General features: G+C 34.1%; 13 protein-coding genes and 1 riboswitch. Of the genes, 11 read left to right on the top strand and 2 right to left on the bottom strand.

Annotated features, from left to right (window positions below; translation table 11 throughout):
* Positions 1 to 860 precede the first annotated feature (860 nt).
* Positions 861 to 1,307, top strand: coding sequence for a hypothetical protein (locus BMX53_RS07640; RefSeq protein WP_038986462.1), 447 nt, complete (start codon positions 861 to 863; stop codon positions 1,305 to 1,307).
* 87 nt (positions 1,308 to 1,394) lie between these two features.
* On the opposite strand, the gene BMX53_RS07635 is transcribed toward BMX53_RS07640, so the two are convergent.
* The gene (locus BMX53_RS07635) at positions 1,395 to 2,621 is read right to left on the bottom strand and encodes an MFS transporter (protein ID WP_074745494.1); all 1,227 of its coding nucleotides are present in this window, start codon (positions 2,619 to 2,621) and stop codon (positions 1,395 to 1,397) included.
* 91 nt (positions 2,622 to 2,712) lie between these two features.
* On the opposite strand from BMX53_RS07635, the gene BMX53_RS07630 reads away from it, so the two are divergent.
* The 5 genes from BMX53_RS07630 (at position 2,713) to BMX53_RS07610 (ending at position 7,594) form a co-directional block, all read left to right on the top strand.
* Positions 2,713 to 3,609: a LysR substrate-binding domain-containing protein gene (locus tag BMX53_RS07630; RefSeq protein ID WP_074745492.1), complete on the top strand. Its 897-nt coding sequence runs from the start codon at positions 2,713 to 2,715 to the stop codon at positions 3,607 to 3,609.
* 383 nt (positions 3,610 to 3,992) lie between these two features.
* Positions 3,993 to 4,943, top strand: a complete 951-nt coding sequence (locus BMX53_RS07625; protein WP_038986466.1) for an ABC transporter permease — start codon at positions 3,993 to 3,995, stop codon at positions 4,941 to 4,943.
* Entirely contained in the window at positions 4,936 to 5,883 is a 948-nt protein-coding gene (locus tag BMX53_RS07620) for an iron chelate uptake ABC transporter family permease subunit (RefSeq protein WP_063176955.1), read from the top strand. The genes BMX53_RS07625 and BMX53_RS07620 overlap by 8 nt, the downstream gene beginning before the upstream one ends.
* Positions 5,880 to 6,638, top strand: a complete 759-nt coding sequence (locus tag BMX53_RS07615; RefSeq protein WP_038986469.1) for an iron ABC transporter ATP-binding protein — start codon at positions 5,880 to 5,882, stop codon at positions 6,636 to 6,638. Before BMX53_RS07620 ends, BMX53_RS07615 begins: the two co-directional genes overlap by 4 nt.
* A 20-nt stretch (positions 6,639 to 6,658) precedes the next feature.
* On the top strand, positions 6,659 to 7,594 hold the full coding sequence (locus BMX53_RS07610; protein WP_074745490.1) for a siderophore ABC transporter substrate-binding protein: 936 nt from the start codon (positions 6,659 to 6,661) through the stop codon (positions 7,592 to 7,594).
* 344 nt (positions 7,595 to 7,938) lie between these two features.
* On the opposite strand, the gene BMX53_RS07605 is transcribed toward BMX53_RS07610, so the two are convergent.
* Positions 7,939 to 8,364 (bottom strand): acyl-CoA thioesterase, encoded by a 426-nt coding sequence (locus BMX53_RS07605; RefSeq protein ID WP_038986472.1) that lies wholly within the window; start codon positions 8,362 to 8,364, stop codon positions 7,939 to 7,941.
* A 152-nt stretch (positions 8,365 to 8,516) separates the two neighbouring features.
* Positions 8,517 to 8,643: riboswitch (adenosylcobalamin (AdoCbl) riboswitch) on the bottom strand.
* Between the two features lie 248 nt (positions 8,644 to 8,891).
* Here BMX53_RS07605 and BMX53_RS07600 point away from each other — a divergent pair.
* The 5 genes from BMX53_RS07600 (at position 8,892) to BMX53_RS07580 (ending at position 16,638) form a co-directional block, all read left to right on the top strand.
* On the top strand, positions 8,892 to 10,877 hold the full coding sequence (locus tag BMX53_RS07600; RefSeq protein WP_074745488.1) for an alpha-ketoacid dehydrogenase subunit alpha/beta: 1,986 nt from the start codon (positions 8,892 to 8,894) through the stop codon (positions 10,875 to 10,877).
* Between the two features lie 33 nt (positions 10,878 to 10,910).
* On the top strand, positions 10,911 to 11,864 hold the full coding sequence (locus BMX53_RS07595) for a phosphoribosylaminoimidazolesuccinocarboxamide synthase (RefSeq protein WP_074745486.1): 954 nt from the start codon (positions 10,911 to 10,913) through the stop codon (positions 11,862 to 11,864).
* Between the two features lie 11 nt (positions 11,865 to 11,875).
* Positions 11,876 to 12,511: a nitroreductase family protein gene (locus BMX53_RS07590; RefSeq protein WP_063176952.1), complete on the top strand. Its 636-nt coding sequence runs from the start codon at positions 11,876 to 11,878 to the stop codon at positions 12,509 to 12,511.
* A 226-nt stretch (positions 12,512 to 12,737) separates the two neighbouring features.
* Positions 12,738 to 15,134 (top strand): alpha-ketoacid dehydrogenase subunit alpha/beta, encoded by a 2,397-nt coding sequence (locus BMX53_RS07585; RefSeq protein WP_074745484.1) that lies wholly within the window; start codon positions 12,738 to 12,740, stop codon positions 15,132 to 15,134.
* 238 nt (positions 15,135 to 15,372) lie between these two features.
* Positions 15,373 to 16,638, top strand: a complete 1,266-nt coding sequence (locus BMX53_RS07580; RefSeq protein WP_074745482.1) for a cysteate-C-fatty acyltransferase — start codon at positions 15,373 to 15,375, stop codon at positions 16,636 to 16,638.
* Positions 16,639 to 16,680: the final 42 nt, after the last annotated feature.

The raw sequence follows: 16,680 nt of genomic DNA, 5'->3' as shown, positions 1-16,680 counted from the left end.
ACAGATTTTTGGTTATACGATAATGATTAGATTACATATATAGTAATTGAGAAGATAGTGAGCAATACAATTTGTTTATAGGTGAGACAGATGTATTTGATTTATGACGGAGGAGTTATTGTGTTTGTGGATTCCAGTTTTCTAATACGATGGGGATTATTGTTTAGAATTCTGGAATCCTTTTGCTCAAAATATTTGTCACTTTATAGTGACCTCTGTTTCAGGTTAAACATAGAAAGATTGTTACTGAAATTAGGAGCTATAGACTATCATTATATCATATTTGAGATGCCAATTTGAGCTTATTTAAAGCGTACAATAGGTTAAAAATAAAGTTTAACGAAACTTTTATAAGGCAAAATGACAACAAGATTTTAAGGAATTTCTTGCGGTCATTTATTTGTTTTAATTGAAAGTGAAAATTAAAGTTTTTCTTTTCTTTAAATCTAATTGTTAATTAAATGCATTATGCCTCTTTAAATCACAATTTGTGATTTTATTTTCTACAAATAACCTTTAAAATATTAAGATATTATTAGAGGACTCTCTTTAATATATGACTTAAAATCAACAATTTATATGATTTGAGTCATAATCGCATAAAAAGTACCACTATACATTTGTACCAGTAAATAAGAGAAAGGTAACAATGTCGGAGTTACCTAATTCAAAACGTTCTTTTTTAGTCTGTTTTATTATGTAAACTTAATTGTGTTTATTACTTATAACATAATTCCTTTTATGTTATAAATGTCGAAATGGGGAAATACAATGCAGTTCATGTATTAAGCTTCTTTAGGGAGAAGAAGTCGGTACGGATTAAAAAAGATTTTCATTAATTTTTTTTAATTTATAGTATTATGAAACGATGTGCGCAAGTTTTAGTAGGAGTTTTAGTGTTAAGTTTAAGTTCATTATTTGTTAGCTGTAGTGCTGATGATAGTAACAACTTAGTAAACAGCAATCCACCAATGTCTATAAACAATGTAAGCATTGAAAAGAAATGGATTGTGGCTCATTATGATTTTGAGGCAGATATTAATCGAAGTCATAAAGAGGCTTATCAGAAGTCAGCTGTGCAAATTGACATTATGAAAGGTGGTGTTTACAAATCTATTGACAAGTATTCTTTAAAAAAGTCTGACGGTCAATGGGTGCTAAATGGAGATGTGATTAGCTTAAGCGACAATGCCACTGGGGAAGTATTGAGATACAAAATCGAAGAACTAAATAGAGCTGATGCGATAGTTAGTCCTGTGAATTGTAAAGAAATCTCAAGAATTGAGTTGGTGAATTTTTCTAAATAATATGAAATCTGTTCACCTTACTAGCAAAAAAAAGCAACCTGATGCCTTTCAGGTTGCTTTTTTTTATGCCTATAGGTTAGATTAGTACTAATCTGTTTTTTTAGTGCTTTTTCTCGTAGTGATATAAGTAGCTACTAAAGCTATAATTCCCATAGTCATAATGCTATAAAAGAACCCGTTCCAATTGCCTTTGTTTACAAAGATACCTGTGGAGCTCCCGATAACACTTGATCCAATATAGTAAAAGAACCAGTATAGTGCTGTAGCTGAGCTTTTAGCCTCTTTTCCTAGGGTAGTCACTACTCGGCTAGCGATGGTGTGTCCACTAAAGAAAGAAATAGTAAAGAAGGTAAGTCCTATTAAGATAAGAATTAGGCTTTGCATGTACATTCCTATAGTACCCACTATCATTAAGGTTAGTGCGATAAGCATAATCTTACGAGGGGAATACTTGTCTGATAAACGTCCAGCTACCATATTACCGCCTATACCGAAGGCGTACATTAAGAATATCATAGCGATAAGGTAATGTGGGAGATTATAAGGTGCAGCTTCTAGTTTAAAACCTAAAAAGTTATAAGCACTCACAAAAGATCCCATCAGACAGATAGCGACTAAGTACATAGCCATAATCTTATAATTCTTAAAGATCGTTTTCATCTGATTTAACTTATTGTTCATCTTTAGTTTCTTAGGGCTAAAGAATTTAGAATCTGGAAAGTATATATAGAAGACAATAGCGATAATCACAGCGATGATTCCAATAGTAAAGACTGCCGCCTGCCATCCAAGCCATCCTGAGACAAGTGCTGCTACTATACGACCAAACATTCCTCCGAAGGTATTACCTGCTAAATAAAAACTAATCGCTGTACCTATATATTTAGGATCTATTTCTTCTGCTAGATATGCTAGTGTTACTGCGGATACTCCTGAGATACACATTCCTTTAATAAAGCTGATATTGACTAAGATAGAGAAGTCTGATACGAATGCTGATAATAGCGTTAACATAGTCGAGGTGACTAAAGAGAAGATCATAACATCTTTACGCGGATAACTATCTGCAATGAATGCAAAAAGCAATAATCCGAATGCCATTCCCATAGTTCCTGCAGATACTAAGTAGCTGCTCTCAGCAGGTGTAACTCTAAAGTGTGTAGTGATTTCCGAGAGTATAGGTTGGAAGTTATATAGTTGAGCAAATACAGAAACTCCTACTAAAAAAATACACCATTTAATTCTCTTATATGTAGTAGTACCTTTTATAGCTCTAGCTATTTCTATATTTTCTGTATAGGTTGTTGTACTCATTTGTCCTTTATTTTTTGTAAAGTTAAGGGTAAGTGTTATATTAGTAAAACGGTATTTTTCTATCACATCAATCGATAAAACCGATTAATATATGGAGTTAAGACAACTTAAATATTTCTTGAAAGCTAAAGAAATGCTCAACTTTACTGAGGCTTCTAAGCACCTATACATTACTCAGAGTACTTTGTCTCAACAGATAAAACAGTTAGAAGAAGAATTGGGGCAACCCTTATTTGATCGTATAGGGAAGCGGATAGCTCTTACCGAGGCAGGAGAATTATTTGCTTTTTATGCAGAGCGCAGTATCCGAGCTGCAGAAGATGGTAAATTGTTATTAGAGGACTTAGGTGGACTAAAAACAGGTATTTTAAAGATAGGGCTTACATGGGGGTTAAAGACATTGGCACTATCATCCTTAAAGATATTCACAGAGACATATCCAGAGGTGAAGATTGAGGTAAGCTTTGGGACAACTAATGAGCTTATGGAAGATCTCTTAAAGCAGAAGATAGACTGCGCTCTTACTTATTTTGATGGAGCACATGAGGAGAACTTTATTTATCAGTCGGTCTTGACTTCTGATATGGCTTTAATGGTTTCTTCTGATTCTGAACTAGCAAATCCAAAAGGAATAAAGTTAAAGGAGTTAGAGCAGTATAGATTAGCGCTACCTGTTAAAGGATTTAGTACAAGAGACTTTTTAGATAGGGCATTTGAGAAATACCATATAGTGCCTAATATTGCGATAGAAACCAATCAGACTTCAATGATTATAGATTTGGTAGAATTAGGAGCATATCAAACTGTGCTAGCACACGCTACTGTGTACAATGAAGATAACCTAAAAGCTATACCGATTATTGATATTGATATGAAGAGAGAAGCTGTAGTCATTCAACTAAAAGATAGTTATCATAAAATAGCAGTAAGGGTATTCATTGATTTATTGCTAAATGAGAATAAAGATGAATTTGATCAAAATAAGTAGTAAACTAAGTATGTGTATTTAGGTGCTGAGTTGACTATAATTTAGCTGTATAATACTTATAATCTTTGATATTTATAGACTTAAAGCCTATATCCTTGCTAATGGGTATAGGCTTTTTTCGGTAAAAGTGGCAAATTGTCTATTTTTTTGATTTAGAGGTCGATTTGTGAGAACCTTAAGTTTAGCGTTATAATATTTAATTAATTTAAATAAGGTAGGTTATATTTTATGTATGTGGGAATTAAAATCACGATAAACTATTATACTGATAATCTAAGTCCTTGTTTTTCCATTATTTGAAAAGCTTTTTTCTTTTGTGAGCAAGTTTACTTTTTTATATTTGCGATTATTTAATATGATTCTAAATAAAAACAAATAAATAAATGATAAGAATAATACTAATTCTTATACTGATAATAGTTTCTTTTATTTCTGTTTTTGTAGGTGTAAAGGATATATCTATATTCGATATACACAGACTAGACCAGGATGAATTGTTGGTTATGTTAGTAAGTAGATTACCTCGTATGATATCTGTATTAATAGCAGGTGTAGGTATGAGTATATCAGGGTTGATAGTACAACAGATTTCAATGAATAAGTTCGTTTCTCCTACTACGATGGGTACATTAGATGCCTGTAAGATGGGGATATTATTCAGTATGATCCTATTTCCAGGTGGAGGAATGATGTATAAGATGATTTTATCATTCAGTATAGCATTATTAGCAAGTGTTATTTTCTTAAAAATTTCAAGTAAAATAAAGATGCGTAATATCATCTTTATCCCATTAGTGGGGATTGTATTTGGTAATATCTTAAGCGCAATCTCAACTTTCTTTGCCTATAAGACTAATCTTGTTCAGAATATGGAAGGATGGCTTATCGGTGACTTCTCATCTATTATTAAAGGAAATTATGAGATCCTATACTTAGGAGTGCCTATCGTAATACTTAGTTACCTATATGCTAATAAATTTACCATAGTAGGGTTAGGAGAGGATACTGCTAGTAGTTTAGGGTTAAATCACAAAAGAATAACCTATTTAGGACTTGTCTTTGTATCTATTACATCTACGGTAGTTGTGCTTACGGCAGGTGTTATTACGTTCTTAGGGCTTATTATTCCTAACATTGTTAGTCTGATGTTTGGGGATAATCTTAAGAAGACAGTTAGTTATACGGCTTTAATAGGTGCTATATTCTTGATGATATGTGATATTATTAGCCGACTGTTAATAGCTCCTTATGAGATACCTATTGGGTTAACGGTTAGTATAATTGGAGGAATGATATTCTTAATATTAATATTTAAACGTGCCAAAAATGTATAAGAATAAAGCGATTACAGTTTTAGCAGTTGTATTGATATTATTCATTGCTATTTATATGTTCACTTTTACAGGAACAAAGCTGGATTATGTATTGCCAAGACGAGGATATAAAGTAGCTGCGATGATCTTGATCTCTTTTGCTATTGGATATTCATCTATTATATTTCAGACTATTTCAGCCAATAGAATATTGACTCCTTCTATTATGGGGTTTGACTCCTTCTATTTGTTATTGCAGTCTTTATTGGTATTTGCTTACGGGGATAAAACCTTTCAAATACTGACATCAGAGAAGAACTTTGCTATCTCTGTCGTACTGATGTTAGGCTTCTCATTAGTGATGTATTATGCTGTGTTTAAGCGAGAGAGTAAGAGTATGTATTTACTTTTATTAGTAGGATTATTGATGGGAACTTTATTTAGAAGCTTCTCTTCATTTATCAGTATGTTGATAGACCCTAACGAATTCTTGATGATACAGTCAGCTATGTTTGCTTCATTTGATAAGATTAATCTAAACTTATTAGGTATATCAGCAGTGTTACTTATCGTATCGATGATAGCTGGTTCAAGATATTTTAGACAGTTAGATGTATTAAGTCTTGGTAGAGAGAACGCGATTAGTTTAGGAGTGGATTATCACAAGGTGATTAAAGCTAACTTACTTATCATATCTGTGATGGTGGCTATATCTACTGCCTTAGTAGGTCCTATTACTTTCTTAGGAATATTAGTAGCTAACTTGACATACGAATTAGTGAAGAGTAGTAAACATAGTCAGATGGTATTGGCTTGTTGTCTACTTACATCTGTAACAGTGATAGGTGGGCAGTACTTAGTAGAACACTTGTTTAACATGAGTACTACTATTAGCATTATTATAAACTTCGTAGGAGGGGTTTATTTTATTTATTTATTATTAAAAAGCAACAAAGGATGATAGAGGTAAAGAACGTATCGAAGATGTATGGAGAGAAGATGATCTTAAATGATGTGTCGGTTTCTTTCCCTAAAGGAAAAATAACATGCTTAGTAGGAGGTAATGGTACGGGTAAGAGTACATTGTTATCAATCATTAGTCGTTTGGTGGCTAAAGATTCTGGACTTATTAATCTCTTAGATAAAGACATAGTAAACTTTAAGAATAGAGACTTTGCAAAGAGGCTGTCTATACTAAAGCAGGCTAATCATCCTAATGTACGATTGACAGTAAAAGAGCTGGTGGAGTTCGGACGTTTTCCTCATTCACAAGGGAGAATGAATGCCTTAGATAAAGAGAAAGTATTAGAGAGTATTGCTTTTATGGGGCTTACAGATATACAAGATCAGTATATAGATGAGTTAAGTGGGGGACAACGCCAACGTACATTTTTAGCGATGGTACTGGCTCAGGATACAGAGTATATCTTGCTGGATGAGCCATTAAATAATTTGGATATGAAACACTCTGTTGAGATTATGAAGATACTTCGTGTCTTAGCAGATGACTATGGTAAAACGATAATTATTGTAGTGCACGACATTAATTATGCGTCTTCGTATGCAGACTATATTGCAGCGGTCAAAGATCATAAGATTATTCACTTCGGACTGACGGATGATATCATCAGAGAAGATATTATGAAAGAAGTCTTTGATATAGATATGACTATCGTAGATAACTGTAATAATAAAGTGTGTATATACTTTAAATAATTTTAACTAATCGAGTTGTTATGAGTAAATTTTTAATAAGCTGTATCGCAGCTTCAGCCTTGATCTTTACTTCTTGTAAAGAGACAAAAACAGAAACTACAGATGAAAATGTAGAGAAGGTATCAGTAGAGCATTTATCAGGAACTACTGAAGTAAATAAAAACCCTAAAAATGCTGTAGTATTAACTTATGGTATTGTAGATACTTTTGAAGATTTAGGTATTGAGTTTAAAGGGGCTCCTAAGACAAATCTACCTGCGTATTTATCTAAATATGCTGATGATGCTAACATCGTAGATGTAGGAGGTATCAAAGAACCAAACATGGAAAAAGTAAATGCATTAGAGCCTGAGCTTATCATTATCTCTGCACGTACTGCGTCTATGTATGATGAGTTTAGTAAAATAGCTCCTACGATTAATTTAGATATCGATACTAAAGATTATATGAATTCTTTTAAAGCGAACCAACGTACTATCGGTAAGTTATTCGGTAAAGAAGAATTAGTAGAGAAAGAACTTAAAGTAATCGATGAGCGCGTAGCTAAGATTAAGGAAGCTACTGCTAAGTCTGAAAAAAGAGGTTTAGTAGTATTAGCTAACGAGGGACGTTTAAGTGCTTATGGTACTGGTTCTCGCTTTGGTATTGTTCACGATGTATTTGGTTTAAAACCAGCTGACCAAAAAATAGAAGCTTCTACACATGGACAAGCTATCTCTAATGAGTTTATTAAAGAGATAAACCCAGATTATATCTTCGTAATCGACAGAGGAGCTGCTATTAAGAGAGCTACTATGGGTAAAGAAGAATTTGCTAATGCATTAGTGAAAGAAACAAGCGCTTATAAAAATGATAAAATCATCTTCTTAAATCCTGAAGTATGGTACTTATCAGGAGGAGGACTTAAGTCTATCAAAATGATGTTAGACGAGGTTGAGCAAGCAATTGCTGAATAATCTTTATTTTTTTGCTTAATCCCCAGGTTCTGTTATAGACCTATAAACGAGAGATAATTATACTAAATATCTCTGAACTTATGAAAAAAGCATACTGTAGTATGGTTTTAGAAGAAGTGAAAGAGAGATAACGTAGAATTAGCTCATAGTATTGGGCTAATGCAGAAACTGGGGTTAAAAGCTATCTTTCGGGATAGCTTTTATTGTGAAATATTGTTGTGGCTTGAGTTGTTCGAATTAGAAAAACCAAGTGTTGTGCTGTTTTTAGCTTGATGTAAAAATAGTGTGTATAAAAAATCCCTAATGGAGGCCATTAGGGATTTTTGTATTTATATCAGTTTTGATTATTCTTCTACTTCGTCAAATACAGGTACAGGACGTTTGCTTTCGTTAATAGCAACTAGTGTGAATGTACCAGTCATCGCTTTTTCTCTACCATCTCTATACATACTCTCTACGAATACATCTACTCTAACATCTAAACTTGTACGACCTACACGCACCACTGTTCCGATAAGCTCTACTAAAGTACCTGCAGGGATAGGGTGGTTAAAGTCAATCTTATCACTAGATACTGTAACGATAGGCTTACGACAAAAACGCGTAGCAGTCATAAATGCAATTTCATCCATGATATACATTACAGCTCCACCGAACATAGTGTTGTGGTGGTTAGTTTGACCTGGGAATACCGCTTTAAATACGTGTGTTTCTGAGTCTTTTATTTTCTTCTGAATACGTAACTCTCTGTTTGTTAATTGACTTTCCATATTGTTGTAATGATTCTTTTGTCAGTTAGTTTATTACTTTAATTATTCATGAATTATGGAATAGCTGTTTTGGCTTTAATCTCTTTAGTGCACAGTCTTTCTAAAATGTCATAAGTGAAAGAGGAGTACATCTATGTTGCTTCAAATCGCGAAAGCAATACCATAATATTATACCGAATAACTTAACTGGTAATCTGACTTGTAATAGTATTACTTACAGTTGCGCGACAGTTCGTGAGTTTCACACGATTCCCCTGCTAAGCTATTATACATGGGTATAACCTTGCAAATATAAGGACTATTAATGGGATTGAGTTTATTATTCTTAAATCTTAGGCAATTTTTAAGGTTGTAATTGTTGAATTATTATTCTAGAAGAGTATTGATTAGAGTAAAGAAATGAGTTTTTTATATAAATGTATTTAAAACAGAAAGAACAAAATGATAAGTATATTATGTCTTATTCCTTGTATTAAAATTTGTTTAGTAGAGCCAAATGTTTATTTTTAGAGTCTATTAAACCAATTATGAAACAATTACATTACAACCGTAAAAACTTAACAGACCAAGAGTTACTTGGACTTTATAAAAAACTACTCAAGCCTCGTATGATAGAGGAGAAGATGCTTATCTTAATCAGACAAGGTAAGGTGTCTAAATGGTTCTCAGGAATAGGACAGGAGGCTATTAGCGTAGGTATAACAGCTAGCTTAGATAAGGATGAATATATCTTACCTATGCACCGCAACTTAGGAGTGTTTACTTCAAGAGATATTCCACTTTACCGTCTTTTCTCTCAATGGCAAGGAAAAGCAAATGGCTTTACTAAAGGAAGAGAGCGTTCATTTCACTTTGGAACGCAAGAATACCACATCGTTGGGATGATTTCTCACTTAGGTCCTCAACTAGGAGTGGCTGATGGAATCGCGCTAGCACATACACTTCGTCAAGAAAAGAAAATAACAGCTGTATTTACAGGAGAAGGAGGAACTTCAGAAGGAGACTTTCACGAGGCATTAAATATAGCTTCTGTGTGGGATCTTCCTGTGTTGTTTGTTATTGAAAATAATGGATATGGATTATCTACACCTACTAATGAACAATATAGATGTGAGCATCTAGCTGATAGAGCGAAGGGATATGGCATGGAAAGTCATATTATCGATGGGAACAATATACTAGAGGTATATCAACAGATTAGCGCATTGGCTCAGTCTATTCGTGAGAACCCTAGACCTGTGCTTATAGAATTCTTGACTTTTAGAATGCGCGGACACGAAGAAGCGAGTGGAACTAAGTATGTACCACAAGAACTTATGGATATGTGGCAGCTAAAAGATCCAGTAGAGAATTACAGAACTTATCTGAAAGAGATAAGTGTACTAACTGATATTGCTGATGAAGAGATAAGAGCAGCTTTTAAGAAAGAAATAGATAAAGACTGGAAGACTACACAAGAAGAGCCAGCTATAGTGGCTGATCTAGCGACAGAATTAGAAGATATGTATGCGCCTTATGCGTATGAAGATGTTAAACCTACTGGTGAAGTAGCAAATATTAGATTAATAGATGCGATATCAGAAGGGTTAAAGCAGTCATTTGAGCGTCATGATAATCTAGTTATTATGGGGCAAGATATTGCAGAGTATGGAGGAGCGTTTAAAGTGACAGATGGTTTTGTAGAGCAATTTGGCAAAGGGCGTATTCGCAATACTCCTATCTGTGAGAGTGCTGTAGTATCTGCTGCTATGGGATATTCTATAAATGGAGGAAAGGCGATTATGGAGATGCAGTTTGGAGATTTTGTGTCTACAGGGTTTAATCCAATAGTGAATTATCTAGCAAAGATACACTATCGCTGGAATGAGAAAGCAGATGTAGTGGTACGTATGCCATGTGGAGGAGGTACTCAGGCAGGACCGTTTCACTCTCAGACTAATGAAGCATGGTTTACTAAAACACCTGGGTTAAAGGTAGTGTATCCAGCATTTCCTTATGATGCTAAAGGATTAATGGCAACTGCTATTAATGATCCTAATCCAGTAATCTTCTTTGAACATAAGTTGTTGTATAGAAGTATTTATCAGGATGTTCCTAAAGCGTATTATACACTGCCGTTTGGAAAGGCAGGTGTATTAAGAGAAGGTGGAGATGTTACAGTTATTTCTTTCGGAGCAGGAGTGCATTGGGCGATGGAAGTTTTAGATAAACATCCTGATATTAAGGCTGATTTGATAGATTTACGCACATTACAACCTTTAGATGAGGAAACTGTATTTAAATCAGTGAAAAAAACAAATAAAGTTATAATTTTGCAAGAAGATTCCATGTTCGGAGGAATCGCAAGTGATATGTCGGCGATGATTATGGAGAATTGTTTTGAATACTTAGATGCACCTGTTAGAAGGGTAGCTAGTTTAGAAACAGCCATACCATTTGTGAAAGCTTTAGAAGATCAGTATCTGCCTAAGGACAGATTTGAAACAGCACTATTAGAATTAATGGCCTACTAGAATAGAAAAGAACTACACAACTATAACAAGAATATGAATAACACAATCACAAAAACGGGTTTTGAGTTTCCAAATCAAAAGTCAGTTTACCGCGGAAAAGTAAGAGAAGTTTACAACATAGCAGACGACCTATTGGTTATGGTTGCTACGGATAGATTATCAGCTTTTGACGTTATTATGCCTAAAGGAATCCCTTTTAAAGGACAAATCTTAAATCAGATAGCTACTAAGTTTATGGAGATGACAAGTGACATCGTTCCGAACTGGTTAGTGGCTACTCCAGATCCTAATGTAGCGGTAGGACACGTGTGTGAGCCGTTTAAAGTGGAGATGGTAATCAGAGGATACTTAGCAGGGCATGCTGCACGTGAATATGCAGAAGGAAAGAGAGTGTTATGCGGAGTAACATTAGCAGAAGGATTAAAAGAGAATGATAAGCTACCTATGCCAATCATCACTCCTTCTACAAAAGAGGATTTAGGATTACATGATGTTGATATTTCTCGCGAAGATATCTTAGCTAGAGGTATTGTGTCAGAAGAGGATTATCTAGTATTAGAGCAGTACACTCACGCACTTTATAAAAGAGGAACTGAGATAGCTGCAGAAAGGGGACTTATCTTAGTGGATACTAAATATGAATTTGGGAAGACTAAAGACGGAAAGATTGTGTTAATTGATGAGATACACACGCCTGATTCTTCTCGTTATTTCTATGCAGAAGGATACGAAGAAAGACAAGCAAAAGGGGAGGCTCAAAAACAATTGTCTAAAGAATTTGTAAGACAATGGTTAATCAGTAATGGTTTTCAAGGAAAAGAGGGACAAGTAGTACCTGAAATGACAGAAGAATACATCAACAGTGTGTCTGAACGTTATATCGAATTATACGAGAACATTATAGGTGAACCTTTTGTAAAAGCGGATGTCTCTAATATCAATGAACGTATAGAGAATAATGTCTTAGCATTTTTAGCTAAGAGGTAATTTATATATTTATGGAGTTATTAAATAGTCTACAGTGGCGTTATGCTACTAAGAAATATAACAATACAGTAAAAGTAGCAGAGGATAAAGTAATGCAGATTATAGAGGCTGCTCGTATGGCGCCTACATCTTCTGGGTTACAACCTTTTGAAATGATATTGATAAAAAATCAGGAGTTAAAAGAAAAGTTAGTTCCTGTGGTAATGAATCAAAGTCAGATAAAAGACAGTTCTCATGTATTGGTTTTTGCAGCATGGGATGCTTATACAGAAGAGCGCATTGATGCTGTGTTTAAAAATGTAGAAACAATTAGGGAGTTAACTCCTGGTTCTACAGATGACTATAAAGCTTCTATAAAAGGAAACTTTAATAGTTTGACTAAAGACCAACAGTTTCAACATGCCGCTCGTCAAGCTTATATTGCTTTCGGAATGGCTATTGCAGCAGCAGCAGAATTGAGAGTAGATGCTTCTCCTATGGAAGGCTTTTATAACGATCAATTAGATGAAGCTTTAGGACTAGATAAAAAAGGATTAAAAAGTGTAACTATTTTAGCATTAGGAGAAAGAGATCATGAAAATGATTGGTTATTACCTATGAAGAAAGTACGTTTTGCACTTGAAGATATTTTAACAGTTATCGAATAATTTATATCCCCTCATAGTAGGGGATATTTTTTTGACAGTGATTATCAAATTCATAATATCAATTTACTAAAAATACTTAAATTTTTTGATAGTGTATTTTTTTTGCTGTTTTATTGAGTGAATAGCAATAGAAGTATGTATTAATTCAATATAATGAAGAAGTATATACTAGCTTTTTTCTTGATAATATTTTATATTCGTAACGAGTAAATTAGTGTATTTTACAATGAGTCAAAAAGAAACAAAAACGGCTCTTTCTTACGATGATTTTAAGAAAGAGGTAATTCAAGATTATAAAATTGCGAAACTAAGTAGAGAATGTAGTTTACTTGGTAGACGTGAAGTACTTACAGGAAAAGCTAAATTTGGAATATTTGGTGATGGTAAAGAGGTGCCTCAATTAGCGATGGCAAAGGCTTTTCAGAATGGAGACTTTAGATCTGGATACTACCGCGATCAGACATTTATGATGGCGATAGGACAATTGACAGTAGAACAATTTTTTGCAGGACTTTTTGGACATGCTGATATAGAAAATGATCCTATGTCTGGAGGTCGTCAAATGGGAGGGCACTTTGCTACTCACAGTTTAGATGAAAATGGTAACTGGAAGAAATTAGTAGATCAGAAAAATTCAAGTGCTGATATATCTCCTACAGCTGGGCAAATGCCTAGATTGTTAGGTTTAGCTCAAGCTTCTAAATTCTATAGAGAATTTGCAGATGCTGATAAAGAAGGAAACTTCTCAGTAAATGGTAATGAGGTAGCTTGGGGTACTATCGGTAATGCTTCTACATCAGAAGGATTGTTCTTTGAGACAATTAATGCGGCTGGTGTATTACAAGTACCTATGGTAATGAATGTATGGGATGATCAATATGGTATCTCTGTACATGCTAAATATCAAACTACAAAAGAAAATATCTCTGAAATCTTAAAAGGATTCCAAAGAGATGAAAATGGTAAAGGATATGAAATCTTACGTGTTAAAGGATGGGATTATGTAGCTTTAGTAGATACTTATAACAAAGCATCAAAAATAGCTAGAGAAGAACATGTACCTGTATTGGTTCACGTTCAAGAGTTGACTCAACCTCAAGGTCACTCAACTTCTGGATCTCATGAAAGATACAAAAGCCCAGAGCGTTTAGCTTGGGAAGTAGAGCACGACTGTGTTGCACAAATGAGAAGTTGGATGATTTCGTCTGATATTGCTACTGCAGAAGAGTTAGACGAATTAGACAAACAGCTTAAGAAAGAAGTATTAGAAGGTAAAAAGGCTGCATGGAAAGCTTATGTAGATCCTATTGTTGCAGAACGTGATGAGTTAGTAACTTTATTAGGTACTGTTGCTGCTTCTAGTGCTAACAGAGTGTTTATCGAAAAAATGGCTAATGATTTAGCTGGTATTAAAGAACCTATCAGAAGAGATGTAATTACTACTGCTCGTAAAGTATTGAGAATGGTAATTAAAGAATCTGGTAAAGGTGTCTTAGTACAATATATCGCTGATTTCTTTGCTAAAAACCAACCTCGTTATAGTTCTCACTTAATGACTGGTACGGCTACTAATGTAGCAGAGGTAGTGCCTACTTATGATGCAGATGCAACAGAGGTAGATGCTCGTGTGGTGCTTAAAGACAACTTTGACTTTATTTTAGAGAAACACAAAAATGTAATGATCTTTGGAGAAGATTCTGGTAATATCGGTGACGTTAACCAAGGATTAGAAGGCCTTCAAGAGAAACACGGAGTAAATAGAGTAACAGATACTGGTATTAGAGAAGCTACAATCTTAGGACAAGGTATAGGAATGGCTATGCGTGGATTAAGACCTATTGCTGAGATTCAGTATTTAGATTATTTATTATACGCTATCCAAATTATGAGTGATGACTTAGCTACTCTTCAGTATAGAACAGTAGGACGTCAAAAAGCTCCATTAATCGTTAGAACTCGTGGTCATAGATTAGAAGGTATCTGGCATTCAGGTTCTCCTATGGGAATGATCATTAACTCTATTAGAGGAATGCATGTATTAGTCCCTAGAGATATGACTAAGGCAGCAGGATTCTATAACACTTTATTAGAGAGTGATGAGCCTGCTTTATTAATTGAGTGTCTAAATGGATACCGATTAAAAGAGAAGATGCCTAATAACTTAGGAGAATTCAAAACACCTATCGGAGTAGTAGAAACAATTAAAGAAGGTAAGGATATCACTGTGGTATCTTATGGGTCTACTTTAAGAGTGATCGAACAAGCTGCTAAGGAATTGTTAGAAGTAGGTATTGATGTTGAGATTATAGATGCTCAGTCATTACTTCCATTTGACTTAAACCACGATATCGTGAAGAGTCTTGCTAAAACTAACCGTTTATTGGTAATTGATGAAGATGTACCAGGAGGAGCTTCTGCTTATATTCTTCAAAAAGTACTAGAAGAGCAAAAAGGTTATAAATATTTAGATAGCGAGCCTCAAACATTAACTTCAAAAGAGCACAGACCAGCTTATGGTACTGATGGAGATTACTTCTCTAAACCTTCTTCTGAAGATGTATTTGAAAAAATTTATGCAATTATGAATGAGGTAAATCCAAGTTTATATCCTGCATTATATTAAAAATAAGAAACAAAAACCTCCCATATAGGGAGGTTTTTGTTTTAAAAGCACTTTTCATCGAGAATTTTGTAATAAAATGGTATTTTTTATTCGCATTTTTATATTGATATATTATACTTAAAATGGTTTTAATACTGTCATAGTTAGTGGGATTAAGGACTAAATAGTTTTCTATTTATTATGAAAGCATACAAAATATCATTATTTTTGCAATTGTTTTTTTAAACATAGTTATATTATGGTAAACGATTTATTTGACAGAATACAGAAAAATAAAGGGCCTTTAGGAAAATGGGCATCTCAAGCAGAAGGATATTATGTTTTTCCTAAGTTAGAAGGACCTTTGTCAAATCGTATGATGTTTCATGGAAAAGAAGTTATTAACTGGAGTATCAATGATTATTTAGGTTTATCTAATCACCCAGAAGTAAGACAAGTAGATGCTGAGGCAGCTGCTGAATATGGTGCTGCATACCCAATGGGTGCGCGTATGATGTCGGGACATACTACAATGCATGAGCAATTACAAGATGAGTTAGCTGCATTCGTTAAGAAAGAAGCTGCTTATTTATTAAACTTTGGTTACCAAGGGATGGTTTCTATCATCGATGCTTTAGTAACTAAGAATGATGTGATTGTATACGACGTGGATTCTCACGCTTGTATCATTGATGGTGTTCGTTTACATATGGGTAAACGTTTTACTTATAAACACAATGATATTGAAAGTTTCGAAAAGAATATGGAGAGAGCAACTAAAATGGCTGAAACTACAGGTGGAGGTATTTTAGTGATCACTGAAGGAGTATTCGGAATGAGAGGTCAACAAGGTAAATTAAAAGAAATAGTAGCTCTTAAAGAGAAGTATAATTTCCGTTTATTAGTTGATGATGCTCACGGATTTGGTACTTTAGGTGTTACAGGTGCTGGAGCAGGAGAAGAGCAAGAATGTCAAGATGGTATTGATGTTTACTTCTCTACATTTGCTAAGTCTATGGCTTCTATCGGAGCATTCGTAGCAGCAGATAAAGATATTATTGATTATTTAAAATATAACTTACGTTCTCAAATGTTCGCTAAATCATTACCAATGATTTTCACTAAAGGAGCATTAAAACGTTTAGATCTTTTAAGAACTAACCCTTCATTAAAAGCTAAATTATGGGAGAATGTAAACTTGCTTCAGAATGGATTAAAAGATAGAGGATTTAATATTGGTGATACTAACACTTGTGTTACTCCTGTATACTTAGAAGGAAGTATTCCTGAGGCAATGGTAATGGTAAATGACTTAAGAGAGAACTATAATATCTTCTTATCAATCGTTGTTTATCCAGTAATCCCTAAAGGAATTATCTTATTGAGAATGATCCCTACGGCTACTCATACTAAAGAGGATATTGATGAGACATTAAAAGCTTATGAAGCTATCCGCGAGAAGTTAGAGAATGGTACTTACAAACAAATTGCTGAAGCAACTACTGTAGATGTATCTAACTCATAATCGTAGATTATAGATATAAAAAAAGGAACCTATATTGGTTCC

Source organism: Myroides marinus (assembly GCF_900109075.1).
GTDB lineage: Bacteria > Bacteroidota > Bacteroidia > Flavobacteriales > Flavobacteriaceae > Flavobacterium > Flavobacterium marinum_A.
This window is presented reverse-complemented; position numbering and strand designations above follow the sequence as displayed.

What these genes read in the sequence shown, in the direction of transcription:
- BMX53_RS07585 (WP_074745484.1), top strand. Translation starts at nt 12,738, where the DNA reads ATGAGTCAAAAAGAAACAAAAACGGCTCTTTCTTACGATGATTTTAAG.
- BMX53_RS07615 (WP_038986469.1), top strand. Translation starts at nt 5,880, where the DNA reads ATGATAGAGGTAAAGAACGTATCGAAGATGTATGGAGAGAAGATGATC.
- BMX53_RS07635 (WP_074745494.1), bottom strand. Translation starts at nt 2,621, where the DNA reads ATGAGTACAACAACCTATACAGAAAATATAGAAATAGCTAGAGCTATA.
- BMX53_RS07605 (WP_038986472.1), bottom strand. Translation starts at nt 8,364, where the DNA reads ATGGAAAGTCAATTAACAAACAGAGAGTTACGTATTCAGAAGAAAATA.
- BMX53_RS07595 (WP_074745486.1), top strand. Translation starts at nt 10,911, where the DNA reads ATGAATAACACAATCACAAAAACGGGTTTTGAGTTTCCAAATCAAAAG.
- BMX53_RS07580 (WP_074745482.1), top strand. Translation starts at nt 15,373, where the DNA reads ATGGTAAACGATTTATTTGACAGAATACAGAAAAATAAAGGGCCTTTA.
- BMX53_RS07610 (WP_074745490.1), top strand. Translation starts at nt 6,659, where the DNA reads ATGAGTAAATTTTTAATAAGCTGTATCGCAGCTTCAGCCTTGATCTTT.
- BMX53_RS07590 (WP_063176952.1), top strand. Translation starts at nt 11,876, where the DNA reads ATGGAGTTATTAAATAGTCTACAGTGGCGTTATGCTACTAAGAAATAT.
- BMX53_RS07625 (WP_038986466.1), top strand. Translation starts at nt 3,993, where the DNA reads ATGATAAGAATAATACTAATTCTTATACTGATAATAGTTTCTTTTATT.
- BMX53_RS07640 (WP_038986462.1), top strand. Translation starts at nt 861, where the DNA reads ATGAAACGATGTGCGCAAGTTTTAGTAGGAGTTTTAGTGTTAAGTTTA.
- BMX53_RS07630 (WP_074745492.1), top strand. Translation starts at nt 2,713, where the DNA reads ATGGAGTTAAGACAACTTAAATATTTCTTGAAAGCTAAAGAAATGCTC.
- BMX53_RS07600 (WP_074745488.1), top strand. Translation starts at nt 8,892, where the DNA reads ATGAAACAATTACATTACAACCGTAAAAACTTAACAGACCAAGAGTTA.
- BMX53_RS07620 (WP_063176955.1), top strand. Translation starts at nt 4,936, where the DNA reads ATGTATAAGAATAAAGCGATTACAGTTTTAGCAGTTGTATTGATATTA.